The 14,969-nt window shown below is 65.1% G+C and carries 11 protein-coding genes and 1 rRNA gene; 11 read left to right on the plus strand and 1 reads right to left on the minus strand.

From position 1 onward, the window contains the following. Window positions 1–218 precede the first annotated feature (218 nt). The 3 genes from rrf (at window position 219) to DIE03_RS26680 (ending at window position 4,557) form a co-directional block, all read left to right on the plus strand. A 5S ribosomal RNA gene (gene rrf, locus DIE03_RS26670) occupies window positions 219–331 on the plus strand. A gap of 340 nt (window positions 332–671) precedes the next feature. Beyond that, window positions 672–2,747 carry a molybdopterin-dependent oxidoreductase gene (locus tag DIE03_RS26675; protein ID WP_124455296.1) on the plus strand — a complete coding sequence of 692 codons (2,076 nt, stop codon included), beginning with the start codon at window positions 672–674 and terminating at the stop codon, window positions 2,745–2,747. 136 nt (window positions 2,748–2,883) lie between these two features. Beyond that, the gene (locus DIE03_RS26680) at window positions 2,884–4,557 is read left to right on the plus strand and encodes a long-chain fatty acid--CoA ligase (protein WP_124455297.1); all 1,674 of its coding nucleotides are present in this window, start codon (window positions 2,884–2,886) and stop codon (window positions 4,555–4,557) included. Window positions 4,558–4,828: 271 nt separating this feature from the next. Here DIE03_RS26680 and DIE03_RS26685 read toward each other — a convergent pair whose 3' ends face one another. Beyond that, a complete protein-coding gene (locus tag DIE03_RS26685; protein ID WP_124455298.1) occupies window positions 4,829–5,980 on the minus strand; it encodes a porin in 1,152 nt (383 codons plus the stop codon). A 279-nt stretch (window positions 5,981–6,259) separates the two neighbouring features. Between DIE03_RS26685 and coq7 the strand changes: the two genes are divergently transcribed. The 8 genes from coq7 to mraY all read left to right on the plus strand — a co-directional run bounded on the left by coq7 (window position 6,260) and on the right by mraY (window position 14,967). Further along, entirely contained in the window at window positions 6,260–6,883 is a 624-nt protein-coding gene (coq7, locus tag DIE03_RS26690; protein WP_124455299.1) for a 2-polyprenyl-3-methyl-6-methoxy-1,4-benzoquinone monooxygenase, read from the plus strand. Window positions 6,884–7,267: 384 nt separating this feature from the next. Continuing rightward, entirely contained in the window at window positions 7,268–7,696 is a 429-nt protein-coding gene (mraZ, locus tag DIE03_RS26695) for a division/cell wall cluster transcriptional repressor MraZ (protein ID WP_006487094.1), read from the plus strand. A gap of 23 nt (window positions 7,697–7,719) precedes the next feature. Continuing rightward, the gene (gene rsmH / locus DIE03_RS26700; RefSeq protein WP_124455300.1) at window positions 7,720–8,661 is read left to right on the plus strand and encodes a 16S rRNA (cytosine(1402)-N(4))-methyltransferase RsmH; all 942 of its coding nucleotides are present in this window, start codon (window positions 7,720–7,722) and stop codon (window positions 8,659–8,661) included. After that, window positions 8,658–8,999 (plus strand): cell division protein FtsL, encoded by a 342-nt coding sequence (ftsL, locus tag DIE03_RS26705; RefSeq protein ID WP_124455301.1) that lies wholly within the window; start codon window positions 8,658–8,660, stop codon window positions 8,997–8,999. The genes rsmH and ftsL overlap by 4 nt, the downstream gene beginning before the upstream one ends. After that, on the plus strand, window positions 8,996–10,843 hold the full coding sequence (locus DIE03_RS26710; protein ID WP_124455302.1) for a penicillin-binding protein 2: 1,848 nt from the start codon (window positions 8,996–8,998) through the stop codon (window positions 10,841–10,843). The genes ftsL and DIE03_RS26710 overlap by 4 nt, the downstream gene beginning before the upstream one ends. Then, window positions 10,840–12,378, plus strand: coding sequence for a UDP-N-acetylmuramoyl-L-alanyl-D-glutamate--2,6-diaminopimelate ligase (locus tag DIE03_RS26715; RefSeq protein WP_124455303.1), 1,539 nt, complete (start codon window positions 10,840–10,842; stop codon window positions 12,376–12,378). The genes DIE03_RS26710 and DIE03_RS26715 overlap by 4 nt, the downstream gene beginning before the upstream one ends. Continuing rightward, on the plus strand, window positions 12,375–13,781 hold the full coding sequence (gene murF, locus DIE03_RS26720) for a UDP-N-acetylmuramoyl-tripeptide--D-alanyl-D-alanine ligase (RefSeq protein WP_124455304.1): 1,407 nt from the start codon (window positions 12,375–12,377) through the stop codon (window positions 13,779–13,781). The genes DIE03_RS26715 and murF overlap by 4 nt, the downstream gene beginning before the upstream one ends. Window positions 13,782–13,797: 16 nt before the next feature. Then, window positions 13,798–14,967: a phospho-N-acetylmuramoyl-pentapeptide-transferase gene (gene mraY, locus DIE03_RS26725; protein ID WP_006477019.1), complete on the plus strand. Its 1,170-nt coding sequence runs from the start codon at window positions 13,798–13,800 to the stop codon at window positions 14,965–14,967. Window positions 14,968–14,969: the final 2 nt, after the last annotated feature.

Consider the following 14,969-nt stretch of genomic DNA (forward strand, 5'->3'; position numbering starts at 1 on the left):
TCAGGTGTGTAAGCGCAGTAATGCGTTCAGCTAACTGATACTAATTGCCCGTAAGGCTTGATCCTATAACAAGTCTGCCTTGTAGATCGGCGCCGTGTGAAAGCACTGGCCGCGATCCAAAGCGACATGTTGGATTCTCGTGTGTGATACACACAACTCAAGATTACTGCTTCTTCCCAGATTGGTTGCGCTGCGAAGCAACGCAACAACCCTCTTTGCCTGATGACCATAGCGAGTCGGTCCCACCCCTTCCCATCCCGAACAGGACCGTGAAACGACTCTACGCCGATGATAGTGCGGATTCCCGTGTGAAAGTAGGTAATCGTCAGGCTCCCTAAGCCAAGAACCCCCGCCCGAAAGGCGGGGGTTTTTGCATTGGCGCGAAGGAAATGTGCGTGGAGCCGCGAAGCGACGTTGGAGTCGTCTACGTCACTCTTCCAAAGACCAGACGTGGTACCGATTTCTCCTGCTGGTTGATATCTGTTGCGATTCACGGGCTTACTGAGCGCATCGTCGATCAAAACGCGCTCTGTGCTCAACCTCCCGTTCTCCACGGCGCCCCGCGTCATCAGTCGGTCTTCGGTCAGGCAACCCGCGATCCGAACGAAATGAACGCTTTATTCGGCGCGTCCACGTAAAATTCGCGAATTCCCCTCTCCGCATTCAAAACGATGAACGCCGCCACACAGGTAGCCCGGGCCGTCTGCCCGCACGATTGTCCGGACACGTGCGCGATGCGCGTGACCGTCGAGAACGGCAAGGCGATCAAGGTCACGGGCGATCCCGACCACCCGCCGACGCAAGGCGTGCTGTGCACGAAGGTCAGCCGTTATGCCGATCGCGTGCACCATCCCGATCGCCTGACGGTACCGCTCAAACGCGTCGGCGCGAAGGGGGAGGGGCGCTTCCTGCCGATCAGCTGGAACGAGGCGTTCGACGAGATCGGCCGTCGTCTCGGTGAAATCGCTGCTCGCGCGCCGGAAGCGATCATGCCGTACAGCTACGCAGGGACGATGGGGCTCGTGCAGGGCGAGGGCATCGCCCAGCGGTTCTTCCACAAGCTCGGCGCATCGCGGCTCGAGCGCACGATCTGCGCGGCAGCAGGCGCAGCGGGGCTGCGATACACGTATGGCGGCAGTCTCGGTATGCACCTCGAACATTTCGAGGAAAGCGAGCTGATTCTGATCTGGGGCGCGAATCCGATCGCGTCGAGCCTGCACTTCTGGACGCGCGCGCAGGAAGCGAAGCGCCGCGGCGCGCGTCTCGTCGCGATCGACCCGTATCGTTCGCTGACTGCGGAAAAATGCCATCAGCACATCGCGCTGAAGCCCGGCACCGACGGCGCATTTGCGCTCGGCATGATGCATGTGCTGATGACCGAAAACCTGCTCGATCACGACTACATCGCAGACCATACGCTTGGCTTCGATGCGCTCAAAGAGCGCGCAATGTCCTATCCGCCGGAACGCGTGGCGCAGATTTGCGGTGTCGATGCGGCGGAGCTGGTCGATCTTGCGCGTCGCTACGGTGCGACCCGCAAGGCGTCGATCCGCCTCAACTACGGCATGCAGCGCGTTCGCGGTGGCGGCAATGCGGTGCGCGCGATTGCAAGTCTGCCGGCGCTGACGGGCGCGTGGCGCGATCGGGCCGGCGGGCTGTTGCTCTCATCGTCGGAATCCGCGCCGGTCGACCAGGCGGCGCTGCTGCGTCCGGACCTGATGCCCGGTTGGCCGCACCAGCTGCCGCGCATCATCAACATGAACGCGATCGGTGACGCGCTATTGCACGCGGGCGACGCGACGTTCGGGCCGAAGGTCGAGGCGGTGATCGTGTACAACTCGAACCCGGTAGCGGTCGCACCGGACTCTTCGAAGGTCGCCGCGGGTTTTGCTCGCGAGGACCTGTTCACGGTCGTTCTCGAACATTTCAAGACAGATACCGTCGATTTCGCCGACGTCGTGTTGCCGGCAACCACTCAGCTCGAGCATCTCGATATTCACAAGTCGTATGGCCACACGTACGTGATGGCGAACCTGCCGTCGATTCCGCCGGTGGGTGAGGCACGGCCGAACACGGAGATTTTCCGTGGCATCGCGCGCAGCATGGGACTCGACGAGCCGGCGCTGTATCACAGCGACGAAGAGATCGCGCGCGCGGCGCTCCGCTGGGACGACCCGGCACTCGACAGCGATTGGGAGACGTTGAAGCGCGAAGGCTGGCTGAAGCTCAAGCTGCCGGAGGCGCCGTTCGCGAACGGTGGTTTCCGGACCCCGTCAGGCAAGTGCGAGTTCTACAGCCCGCGGCTCGAGCAGATGGGCATGGACCCCGTTCCCGACTACCTGCCGCCGTTCGAATCGGCTGAAGCCGCGCCCGAGCTCGCTGCGCGTTATCCGCTCGCGATGATCTCGCCGCCGGCTCGTCACTTCCTGAACAGCACGTTCGTGAACGTCGACAGCCTGCGCACGACGGAAGGCGAGCCGCATCTCGACATGCACCCGTCCGACGCGCAGGCGCGCGGCATTGCCGACGGTGACGTGGTGCGCATCTTCAACGATCGCGGATCGATGCAGGCGCTCGCGCGAATTACCGATCGCGCACGCGTGGGCCTCGTCGTCGGGCTGTCGATCTGGTGGAAGAAACTGTCACCGGATGGCCGGAACGCAAACGAGGTGACGAGCCAGGCGCTGACCGATCTCGGCAATTCGGCGACGTTTTACGATTGTCTTGTGGAAGTTGAGCGAATTTGATCGAATGTTGCCTTATGATCGGACGAATGTCTCCAGAAGTTCGAAGTGGACATCTAACTCTGTTGTCTCGGGGCGGGGGAGCCGTTACGATGCGTTTTAGCACGACCATTCGAAAATCTGTGAGGAGACGCGCGGCATGGACAAAATTTGGCTGAAATCGTACCCACCCGGCGTTCCAGCCGAAATTGACGCGTCTCCTTATCCTTCCGTGCCGGACCTGCTCGACGAAAGCTTCCGGCAGTATCGCGATCGCACCGCGTTCGTCTGCATGGGCAAGGGCATCACGTACGGTGAGCTCGACAAGCTGTCGCGGCAGTTCGGCGCATGGCTGCAATCCCGTGGCCTGGCACGCGGCGCGCGCGTCGCGATCATGATGCCGAACGTGCTCCAGTATCCGGTGGCGATTGCCGCGGTATTGCGCGCCGGCTACACCGTCGTCAACGTCAACCCGCTCTATACGCCGCGCGAGCTCGAGCACCAGTTGAAGGACAGCGGCGCGGAAGCGATCGTCATCCTCGAGAATTTCGCGTCGACGCTGCAGTCCGTCATCGCCAATACGGCCATCAAGCACGTCGTCGTCGCATCGATGGGCGACCTGCTGGGCATCAAGGGATGGCTCGTCAATTACGTGGTGCGCAACGTGAAGAAGATGGTGCCTGCGTGGCAGCTGCCGTCGTTCACGCGTTTCAAGGCCGCGCTGTCGGAAGGTGCACGCCAGGCGTTCAAGCCGCAGACGATCGGCCCGAACGACGTCGCGTTCCTGCAATACACCGGCGGGACGACCGGCGTTGCGAAGGGCGCAACGCTGTTGCACCGGAACATCGTGTCGAACGTGCTGCAGGCCGGCGCCTGGCACCATCCGGCGCACGAGAAGTACCCGGAGGTGAAACAGTTCGTGACGGTCGTCGCGCTGCCGCTGTATCACGTGTTCGCACTGACCGTCTGCGGTTTCCTGACGATGCGCACGGGCGGCATGGGCATCCTGATCCCGAACCCGCGCGACATCGCCGGCATGATCAAGGAGCTGAAGGGCTATCAGATCTCGACGATTCCGGCGGTCAACACGCTGTACAACGCGCTGCTGAACCATCCCGAATTCAGTCAGCTCGACCTGTCGAAGCTCGTGATCGCCAACGGCGGCGGCATGGCGATCCAGGAAGGTGTCGCGAAGCGCTGGTACGAAAAGACCCAAACCGCGATCATCGAGGGATACGGGCTGTCCGAAACTTCGCCGGTGGCGACCTGCAACCCGGTGACGGCCACCGAATACAGCGGGACGATCGGCCTGCCGCTGCCGTCGACCGAAGTGGCGATCCGCGACGATGCCGGCAACGACGTGGCGCTCGGCGAGCCGGGCGAGATCTGCATCCGCGGGCCGCAGGTGATGGCCGGCTACTGGAACCGGCCGGACGAGACCGCGAAGGTCATGTTCCCGGACGGCTTCTTCAAGACGGGCGACGTCGGCGTGATGGACGCGCGCGGTTACGTGAAGATCGTCGACCGGAAAAAGGACATGATCCTCGTCTCCGGCTTCAACGTGTATCCGAACGAAGTCGAGGACGTGGTGGCGTCGCATCCGGGCGTGTTCGAGGTGGCGGCGGTCGGGGTACCGGACGAGCATTCCGGCGAAGCCGTGAAGCTGTTCGTCGTGAAGAAGGACCCGGCGCTCACCGACAAGGACATCCTGGCCTACTGCAAGGAACGGCTCACCGGCTACAAGCGGCCGAAGCTGGTCGAATTCCGCACGGAACTGCCGAAAACGAACGTCGGCAAGATCCTGCGGCGCGAGCTGCGCGACGGACGCGCGTAAGTCGCCGCGAGGTTGAGCGAAGAACAAGCCCGGCAGACGCCGGGCTTTTTCATTTGCAGCCGAGGCAGATCGGGAGCCGCCGCTTTCCGCAGCGGACCGGCGACCGATCGCATGTGCCGACACGGCGGGCGCACACGGTGCACCGGCGGCGCTACCGCCGCGATTGGCCAGCCGGATTCCCGGCGCGTTGACCGCGCGTTGCCGCCGCACCGGAAAAGAAAAAGGCGCCCGAAGGCGCCTTCAATATGCTGCGGCTTGCCAGGCAAGCTGATTAGAACTTGTGACGGATACCGACGCGCGCCGCGACCTGGTTGGCCGAGCTCGAACCCGCGAGACCGTTGATCGCTGCGGTTGCCTTCAGGACGTTGCCGTTCGCGTCGAGCACGTTGCCCGAAGCGTGTTGATACACGCCGATCGCGTAGACGTCCGTGCGCTTCGACAGGAAGTAGTCGACGCCCAGCGAGCCCTGGTGGTACTTGGCTGCCGAGTTGCCGTCGATCTTGCTGCCTTGCGTGTAGTCGTACGCTGCGCCCAGAATCAGCGCCGGGGTCAGCTGGTACTTGAAGTTGATTTCGCCGTTGTTGAACGTCGCGGTCTGGTTCACGAACGGGCCTGCCGAGAAGCCCTTGAACTTCGTGTTCGAGTACGTCGCGCCGATCGTTGCCGCGCCGAACGTGTAGGCGCCGCCAGCACCGATGACCTGGTACGTGTTCGCGTTGTTCGCGTACCCGCCGTAGATCGGCGACGAAACCGACGACGATGCGGAACCGTTGTTGAACATGCCGCCGAACTGGTTCGGCGTACGTGCGTTCAAGTAACCGACGCCGAGGACCAGCGGGCCGTTGTTGTAGCCTGCGCCGAGCGACCAGACCTGGTTCTTCGAGAACTGGCCTGCCTGGCCGCCGAAGCTGTACAGGCCGCCGAACGTGAAGCCGCCGTAGCTCTGGCTCGTGAACTTGACCGCGTTGTTCACACGATAGGCGTTATTGAAGTTGTCCAGGTCGCCCGGGTGAGCGGCGATGTAGCCGCCCCACTGGTCGCCTGCCTCGAGCGGGCCGACGAAGTCGACGACGGAGTCGTACTGACGACCGAGCGTGACCGTGCCGAACTGGCTCGACAGGCCGACGTAAGCCTGGCGACCGAACATCAGGCCGCCCTGACCGAGCTTGCCGCTGTTCACGTCGAAACCGTTTTCGAGGGTGAAGATCGCCTTCAGGCCGCCACCGAGGTCTTCGGTGCCGCGCAGGCCGAAGCGGCTGCCTTGCATCACGCCGCTCGCCATGCTGTACAGGTGCTTGCCGCCTGCGTTGTTGTTGAACAGCAGGCCTTCATCGATGATGCCGTAAAGCGTCACGCTGCTTTGCGCTTGAGCAGCGCCAGCGAACGCGCCCAGCGCGACGAGCGCGAGAAGCGACTTTTTCATTAACGGATCTCCAAGAATCACTGAATTTTTTTGGCGGGGCAGATAGTTATGTTCTGTTGACGGGCCCCATCAACTTCGCAAGAAGTCGGACGTAATGTAGCAAAACCGTTTTTTGCCACAAAGCGAAATGCCGTAGCGCAAGGCCGTCATGTTTCCTTTATGCAACAATGGTTAAAATCACGGGTTAACCGCAATTTCCGCTGAATAATCAAGTCGGTTACGCAGCGGACTCGTGCCCTTGCCGCTCGCGGCGGCACCTGCAGCCAGGAGAACAGGAACGTGTTGGATGAACTGATCAGCGAATTCGATCGCGGCTTGCGATCGCTGACCGGCATTAGCCGGATGAGCCGGCCGGTGCCCGCGCCGGCCGAGGCGCCGGACGTCGAACTGACGCCCGCGGAACGGACGCATGCCGCCGGCCTGATGCGCGTGAACCATGTCGGCGAGGTCTGTGCGCAGGCGCTCTACCAGGCGCAGAAGCTCACCGCGCGCACGGCGTCGGCGAAGGCGATGTTCGAGGAGGCTGCGCGCGAGGAGGAGGATCACCTCGCGTGGACCGCGCACCGCCTGAAGGAACTCGATTCGCGCCCGAGCCTGCTGAACCCGCTGTGGTACGCCGGCGCGCTCGCGATCGGCGTGGCGGCCGGCACGCTCGGCGACAAGGTCAGCCTCGGCTTCATGGCCGAGACGGAGCGGCAGGTCGAGAATCACCTCGAAGGCCACATGTCCGAGCTGCCGGCGACCGACGCGGCGTCGCGCGCGATCGTCGACCAGATGCGGATCGACGAGGTGAAGCACGGCAAGGCCGCGACCGACGCAGGCGGGATCGAGCTGCCGCTGCCCGCGCGGATGCTGATGCGCGCCGCGTCGAAAGTCATGACGAGCACTGCGTACTATCTCTGAGTTTTGCGCCGGGGTGGGTTGAGCCCGCCCCGGTTCGCCGCCCCCGATATCGCCCGCCGACTCCTCGTTTTCCCGCCCCCAAAAGCCCCGTCCGCACGCCTGTCTGGGCCGTCTTTCTCACGTATCACCTTCACAAGTTGCACTAGCTCATTCATTTATAACGGTTTTTGGAATGAGGGGCCGCATGAGCATGTGCGCGTAAGTCCTTGTTCTAACTAACAAAATTCGTCAAAAAAGCGGGCCGCTCCCTTGACCGTGCCACACCCTTCCTCTAAAGTGGGAGACAGTGTGAGAAAGTGTATTTTTGTGTGATTTAGCAGGCTATTCGGGCTAAATTCTCAGCATTGAGCGGGTGCTTCGGTGCCCTGAACGGGAGAGCGGAACGTGTTCCAAGGGGCGTCGGCGCTGACGCTCGATGCGAAAGGGCGGATGTCGGTGCCGGCTCGCTATCGCGAAGCGCTGCAAGGACAGGCAGAAGGACGGGTGACTGTGACCAAGCACCCGGACGGCTGCCTGTTGCTGTTTCCGCGCCCCGAATGGGAAGTATTCCGCGCCAAGATCGCTGCGCTGCCGATGGACGCGCACTGGTGGCGGCGAATTTTTCTCGGCAATGCGATGGATGTCGATCTCGACAGCGCGGGCCGGATTCTTGTATCGCCCGAGCTGCGCATGGCAGCCGGACTGGAAAAGGAAGTCATGTTGTTGGGAATGGGTAGTCACTTCGAGCTGTGGGATTCGCAAACCTACAACGCGAAGGAGCAGGCAGCGATGGCGCAGGGCATGCCCGACGCGCTGAAGAATTTCACGTTCTGATTGCGGTGACGGAGACGCCCGCGATGGGAAATGAACTGCGGCATCGGACGGTGCTGTTGGATGAAGCGGTCGAGTCGCTCGTGACGCGGCCGGACGGCGTGTACGTCGACGGAACGTTCGGGCGGGGCGGTCATAGCCGCGCGGTGCTCGCGCGGCTGGCGGCGGGCGGACGGCTGATCGCGTTCGACAAGGATCCGAGGGCGATCGAGACGGCGCAGGGCATCGAGGATGCGCGCTTCTCGATCGTGCACGACAGCTTTGCATCGATGCGCGACGCGCTTGCGGCGCGCGGCGTCGAGAAGGTGGCGGGTGTGTTGCTGGACCTGGGCGTGTCCTCGCCGCAGGTGGACGATCCGGCGCGCGGCTTCAGCTTCCGCGCCGATGGTCCGCTGGACATGCGAATGGATCCGACGCGTGGCGAGTCGGCGGCCGAATGGCTCGCGCGGGCTTCGGTGCAGGAATTGACGGAGGTGATACGGGATTATGGGGAAGAACGGTTTGCTTTTCAGATTGCAAAGGCGCTTGTTGCTCGCCGGGCAGAGTCCGACCGTCTTGGGCCTCTCGACACCACGGGCGAGCTTGCCCAAATCGTGGGTCACGTCGTCAAAACCCGTGAGAAGGGCAAGGATCCGGCAACCCGCACCTTTCAGGCTATACGGATTCACGTCAATCAAGAGCTTGCGGACCTGCAAGTCGTACTAGACGCGGCACTGTCGTTGCTGGAGCAAGGGGGGCGGCTGGTGGTCATCAGCTTTCATTCACTCGAGGACCGGATCGTCAAGCGATTCATGCAGGCGCACGCGAGTGCGCCTGCGGTCGATCGTCGCCTGCCGATCCGTGCCGTCGACCTCCCGAGCCCGCCGCTCAAGATCATCAGCCGCCAGTTTCCGAGTGACGCGGAAGTCGCCGAGAATCCGCGCGCCCGCTCGGCCGTGATGCGCATTGCGGAGCGCGTCACGCCATGAGCCGCTTCAATATCTTCCTGCTGATCATCGTGATGGGTTGCGCGCTGTCGGTCGTCAACTCGACGAACCAGCAACGGCAGATCTTCATCCAGTTGCAGCGCGCGCAGTCGCAGGAGCGTCAGCTCCAGCAGGACTACGCGCAGCTTCAATATCAGCAGAGCGCGCTGTCGAAGACGTCGCGCATCGAGCAGCTCGCGAACGATTCGCTGAAGATGCAGCCGATCTCGACCGGCCGCACGCAATACCTGACGCTGCCGGCGGGCGCCGCAAAGGCGATCGACGCGCCGATCCCGGCTTCGGCCGACACGGCAGGCAAGGGCAAGGGAGGCGCGCGATGAAGCCGTCGCCGAAGCGCCAGAACGTGAAGTTCTCGTCGAGCCCCGTGCTCGGCGTGCACCTGCCGATGTGGCGCTCGAAGTTCGTCGTGTTCCTGCTGTTCATGGCGTTCGTCGCGCTGGCCGCGCGGGCGTTCTGGATCCAGGGGCCCGGCAACGCGTTCTACCAGAAGCAGGGCGAGAGCCGCTACCAGCGCACGCTCGAACTGCCCGCGACGCGCGGCAAGATCCTCGACCGTAACGGGCTCGTGCTCGCGACGAGCCTGCCCGTGCGCGCGATCTGGGCGATTCCCGACGCGGTGCCGGACGATCTCGACGCCGACAAGGTCAACCAGCTCGGCAAGCTCCTCGGCATGACGCCGAAGGAACTGCGCGTGAAGCTGTCGGAAGACAAGGGGTTCGTCTACGTGAAGCGCCAGGTGCCGCTCGACGTCGCGGACAAGGTCGCCGCGCTCGACATCCCCGGAATCTACCAGCGCAACGAATACAAGCGTTTCTATCCGGAAGGCGAGATCACCGCTCACCTGATCGGCTTCACGAACGTCGAGGACGAAGGGCAGGAAGGCGTCGAGCTCGGCGACCAGAAGATGCTGTCCGGCACGTCGGGCGTGCGTCGCGTGATCAAGGACCGGATGGGGCACATCGTCGAGGATGTCGCCGAGCAGGTTCCGCCGCACAACGGGACCGACGTCGACCTGTCGATCGACAGCAAGATCCAGTACATCGCGTACGCGAACCTGAAGGCCGCCGTCGAGAAGTTCAAGGCGAAGGCCGGCGCGGCGATGGTCGTCGACGTGCGTACCGGCGAGGTGCTCGCGCTCGTCAACTACCCGACGTACAACCCGAACGACCGCTCGCGCATGACGGGCGAGCAGCTGCGCAACCGGATCATGACCGACGTGTTCGAGCCGGGCTCGATCATGAAGCCGTTCACGGTGTCGCTCGCGCTCGACCTGCACCGCGTGACGCCGAATACGCTCGTCGAAACCGGCAACGGGCATTTCGTGCTCGACGGCGCGCCGATCACCGACGACGCGGGTTTCGGCACGCTGACGGTCGGCGGCGTGATCCAGAAGTCGAGCAACATCGGCGCGACGAAGATCGCGATGACGATGCGGCCCGAGGAAATGTGGAATATGTATACGAGCATCGGCCTCGGCCAGGCGCCGAAGGTCGGGTTCCCGGGCGCGGTGGCCGGCCGTCTGCGGCCGTGGAAGAGCTGGCGCCGCATCGAGCAGGCGACGATGTCGTACGGCTATGGCCTGTCGGTATCGCTGTTCCAGCTCGCACGCGCATACACGGCGATCGCGCACGACGGCGAGCTGATGCCCGTGACCATTTTCAAGACCGACCCCAATCAGCCGGTCGCGGGCACGCAGGTGTTCAACCCGACCACCGCGCGCGAAGTGCGCGCGATGCTCGAGACGGTGGTCGCGCCGGGCGGCACGTCGCCGGATGCGGCCGTGCCGGGCTATCGCGTCGGCGGCAAGAGCGGTACCGCGTACAAGCATGAAGGGCACGGCTACACGCGCAAGTACCGCGCGTCGTTCGTCGGGATGGCACCGATGCCGAATCCGCGCATCGTCGTCGCGGTGTCGGTCGACGAGCCGACCGCCGGCAGCCACTTCGGCGGCCAGGTGTCCGGCCCCGTCTTCTCGGCGATCGCCGGCGACACGATGCGCGCGCTGAACGTCCCGCCGAACATGCCGATCAAGCAGCTGGTCGTGTCTGACGATTCGCCGGCAGCGCCGGCTGCAGCGGGGCCGCAAAAGCTGGCCGCGGGCAGCGGTGCGAAGCATATGATCGTATCCAGCACGACGCGTAATTCACCAGGAGTTGTTCGATGAGCGCCGCCCGCAGTTCCCATCCGGCGCATCAGCAGATCGCAGCCGCGCTTGCGTGGCTGCGTCAGCATGTGGCCCCCGCGGCACAACTGCATGCCGACACGCGCAGCCTCAAGGCTGGCGACGTGTTCGTCGCGTATGCGGTCGACGGGGCAGACAACCGCGCCTTCATCGCCGACGCCGTCGCACAAGGTGCGGCCGCCGTGCTGTATCAGCCGGAAGGGCTGGCCGCCGCGCCGGTCGTACCCGTCGCGCTCGCGGTGCCGGCGCTGGACCAGCTCGCGGGCGAGATCGCCAGCGGCTGGTACGGCGATCCGAGCGACAGCCTGCTCGCGGTCGGCGTCACGGGCACGAACGGCAAGACGTCGTGCACGCAATGGATCGCTGCCGCGCTGACGGCGCTGCACCAGCCGTGCGCGGTGATCGGCACGCTCGGCACCGGGATGCCCGGCCAGCTCGTGCCGACCGGTTTCACGACGCCCGACGCGCCGCAGCTGCAGCGCAGCCTCGCGAAGTTGCGCGACGCGGGCGCAAAGGCCGTGGCAATGGAAGTGTCGTCGCACGCGCTGCATCAGGGCCGCGTGAACGGCACGGCCTTCGATATCGCGGTATTCACGAACCTCACGCAGGATCACCTCGACTATCACCGCACGTTCGATGCGTACGAAGCCGCGAAGGCGAAGCTGTTCGCGTGGCGCGGCCTGCGCGCGGCGGTGATCAACCGCGACGACGCGGCCGGCCGGCGCCTGCTCGAGAAGCTGGCCGGCCGTGTGCGCACGATCGCGTACGGGATCGGCGATGCGCCGGCCCCCGACGCCGATCGCGAGCTGGTCGCGAGCGACGTGCGCGCCACGGCGACCGGCACCGCATTCCGCCTGCGTTCGTCGTGGGGCGACGCGGACGTGGAAGTCGGCACGCTCGGCACGTTCAACGTCAGCAACCTGCTGGCCGTACTCGGCTCGCTGCTCGCGGCCGACGTGCCGTTCGACGCCGCGCTCGCCGAGATCGAGCGGCTCGAGTCCGTCAACGGCCGGATGCAGCGGCTCGGCGGCCGGCTGCAGAACGATGAACCGCTCGTCGTGATCGACTACGCGCACACGCCCGACGCGCTCGAAAAGACGCTCGACGCGCTGCGTCCGATCGCCACGGCGCGCGGCGGCCGGCTCGTCTGCATGTTCGGCTGCGGCGGCGATCGCGATGCGACGAAGCGCCCGCTGATGGGCGCGATCGCGGAACGGTTCGCCGACGAGACCGTCGTCACGAGCGACAACCCGCGCAGCGAGGATCCGCAGCGCATCATCGACCAGATTGTCGCGGGCATGACCGCCCCCGATCGTGCACGCCGCATCGAGGATCGCGCGAGCGCGATCCTGCAGGCCGTGCGCGGCGCAGCACGCGAGGATGTCGTCGTGCTGGCCGGCAAGGGCCACGAGGCCACGCAGGAAATCATGGGCAAGAAGCGTACGTTCTCCGACCAGGATCACGCGCGGCTCGCGCTGGCAGCGCGCGCGACGCACGGCAAGGGAGGCGGCGAATGACGATGCTCAGTCTCGGCGAAGCCGCCCGCCTGATTCCCGGCGCAACCGTCCACGGCGACGCGGGCGTCACGTTCGACCGCGTGTCGACGGACAGCCGCACGGCCGGTCCGGGCGACCTGTTCGTCGCGCTGAAAGGCGAACGCTTCGACGCGCACGACTTCCTCGGTGACGTCGCCGCGCGCGGCGCCGCCGCGGCGCTCGTCGCGCACGTGCCGGCCGGCGTCACGCTGCCGGCGATCGTCGGCGGCGAAACGCGTGCCGCGCTCGGCGCGCTCGCACACGGCTGGCGCATGCGATTCCCGCTGCCGCTCGTCGCGGTGACGGGCAGCAACGGCAAGACGACCGTCAAGGAAATGATCGCGTCGATCTTCGCGGCGGCGGTCGGCGCCGACGCGCGGCTCGCAACGGCCGGCAACCTGAACAACGACGTCGGCCTGCCGCTGACGCTGCTGCGCCTGTCGGCCCAGCATCGTCTCGCGGTGATCGAGATCGGGATGAACCACCCGGGCGAGACCGAAGTCCTCGCGCGCCTCACGGCGCCGACGGTCGCGCTCGTCAACAACGCACAGCGCGAGCACCAGGAATTCATGGCGACGGTGGAAGCCGTCGCGCTCGAACACGCGGCCGTGATTCACGCGCTGCCGCCGGACGGCGTCGCGGTGTTCCCGGCCGACGACGCGTACGCGGGCATCTGGCGCGTCGCGTCGACCGGCAACCGGATCCTCGATTTCGCGCTGCACGACGCCGAACGGCAGAACGACGCGCAGGTCATCGGCCGCCTGCACGGCGGCGAACTCGCGATCGACACGCCGGCGGGTGCCGTCACGGTACGGCTGCGCGCGCTCGGCGAGCACAACGCACGCAACGCGCTGGCCGCGACGGCCGCCGCGCTGGGCGCCGGCGTCGCGCTGCCGGCGATCCGGCAGGGCCTCGAATCGTTCGAACCGGTCAAGGGCCGGCTGCAGGTGAAGCAGGCGATCGCCGGCAGCCTCGCGGGCGCGACGGTCGTCGACGATACGTACAACGCGAACCCCGATTCGATGCGGGCCGCGATCGACGTGCTCGCCGCGCATCCGGCGCCGCGCGTGCTGGTGATCGGCGACATGGGCGAAGTCGGCGACGAAGGGCCGGCGTTCCACCGCGAGATCGGCGCCTATGCGCGCGATCGCGGGATCGATGCGCTGTTCGCGCTCGGCGACGCGTCGCGCGATGCGTGCGCCGCGTATGGCGCAACCGCTCGCCATTTCGACGACGTCGGCGCGCTCGTGTCGGCGTTGCTCGCGGCCGGTTACGGCGCGCAGGCGACGGTGCTCGTGAAGGGCTCGCGGTACATGAAGATGGAGCGCGTGGTCGACGCGCTGACGAACCAACCCGCGGCGGGCACGACGCCCGCTGCACACTGAGTAGAAGGAAGGAAGCATGCTGCTGGCGCTGGCGCAATGGCTGCAAGGTGACGCAAGCTTTTTGCGCTTGTTCACGTACCTCACGTTCCGGGCGGTGATGGCCACCATCACCGCGCTCGGGATCGGGCTCGTGTGCGGACCCTGGGTGATCCGCAAGCTGACGCAAATGAAGGTCGGGCAGGCCGTGCGCAAGGACGGCCCGCAGACCCACCTCGTCAAGTCCGGCACGCCGACGATGGGCGGCGTGCTGATCCTGATCGGCATCGCGGTCGCGACGCTGCTGTGGGGCGACCTGACGAACCGTTTCATCTGGATCGTGATGCTCGTCACGTTCGGTTTCGGCGTGATCGGCTGGGTCGACGACTACCGCAAGGTCGTCCACAAGGACCCGCGCGGGATGTCGTCGCGCGAGAAGTATTTCTGGCAATCGGTGATCGGGCTGTTCGCGGCCGTCTACCTCGCGTTCAGCGTGTCCGAGGCGAACAACGTGCGCGTGTTCGACCTGTTCATGGCGTGGGTGCGGAGCGGGCTGTCGATGGGGCTGCCGGCGCGTGCCGACCTGATGCTGCCGTTCCTGAAGTCGATCAGCTACCCGCTCGGGGTCTGGGGCTTCATCGTGCTGACCTACTTCGTGATCGTCGGCGCGAGCAACGCGGTGAACCTGACGGACGGCCTCGACGGTCTCGTGATCATGCCGGTCGTGCTGGTCGGCGCGTCGCTCGGTGTGTTCGCGTACGTGATGGGCAGCGCGGTGTATTCAAAATACCTGCTGTTCCCGCACATCCCGGGCGCGGGCGAACTGTTGATCTTCTGTTCCGCGATGGGCGGGGCAGGGCTCGCGTTCCTCTGGTACAACACGCACCCCGCGCAGGTGTTCATGGGCGACGTCGGCGCGCTGGCGCTGGGCGGCGCGCTCGGCACGGTCGCGGTGATCGTGCGCCAGGAAATCGTGCTGTTCATCATGGGCGGCATCTTCGTCGCGGAAACGCTGTCGGTGATGCTGCAGGTTTCGTGGTTCAAGTACACGAAGAAGCGTTACGGCGAAGGGCGGCGCCTGCTGAAGATGGCGCCGCTGCATCACCATTTCGAATTGTCCGGCTGGAAGGAAACGCAGGTGGTCGTGCGTTTCTGGATCATTACGCTGATGCTGTGCCTGTTCGGTCTGACCACCCTCAAGCTGCGGTAAAG

Source organism: Burkholderia sp. Bp8992, assembly GCF_003853705.1.
Classification (GTDB): domain Bacteria; phylum Pseudomonadota; class Gammaproteobacteria; order Burkholderiales; family Burkholderiaceae; genus Burkholderia.

Excerpts from the sequence above, each read along its gene's own strand:
- DIE03_RS26675 (WP_124455296.1), top strand. The coding sequence starts at position 672 with ATGAACGCCGCCACACAGGTAGCCCGGGCCGTCTGCCCGCACGATTGT.
- DIE03_RS26680 (WP_124455297.1), top strand. The coding sequence starts at position 2,884 with ATGGACAAAATTTGGCTGAAATCGTACCCACCCGGCGTTCCAGCCGAA.
- DIE03_RS26685 (WP_124455298.1), bottom strand. The coding sequence starts at position 5,980 with ATGAAAAAGTCGCTTCTCGCGCTCGTCGCGCTGGGCGCGTTCGCTGGC.
- rsmH (WP_124455300.1), top strand. The coding sequence starts at position 7,720 with ATGGGAAATGAACTGCGGCATCGGACGGTGCTGTTGGATGAAGCGGTC.
- ftsL (WP_124455301.1), top strand. The coding sequence starts at position 8,658 with ATGAGCCGCTTCAATATCTTCCTGCTGATCATCGTGATGGGTTGCGCG.
- DIE03_RS26710 (WP_124455302.1), top strand. The coding sequence starts at position 8,996 with ATGAAGCCGTCGCCGAAGCGCCAGAACGTGAAGTTCTCGTCGAGCCCC.
- DIE03_RS26715 (WP_124455303.1), top strand. The coding sequence starts at position 10,840 with ATGAGCGCCGCCCGCAGTTCCCATCCGGCGCATCAGCAGATCGCAGCC.
- murF (WP_124455304.1), top strand. The coding sequence starts at position 12,375 with ATGACGATGCTCAGTCTCGGCGAAGCCGCCCGCCTGATTCCCGGCGCA.
- mraY (WP_006477019.1), top strand. The coding sequence starts at position 13,798 with ATGCTGCTGGCGCTGGCGCAATGGCTGCAAGGTGACGCAAGCTTTTTG.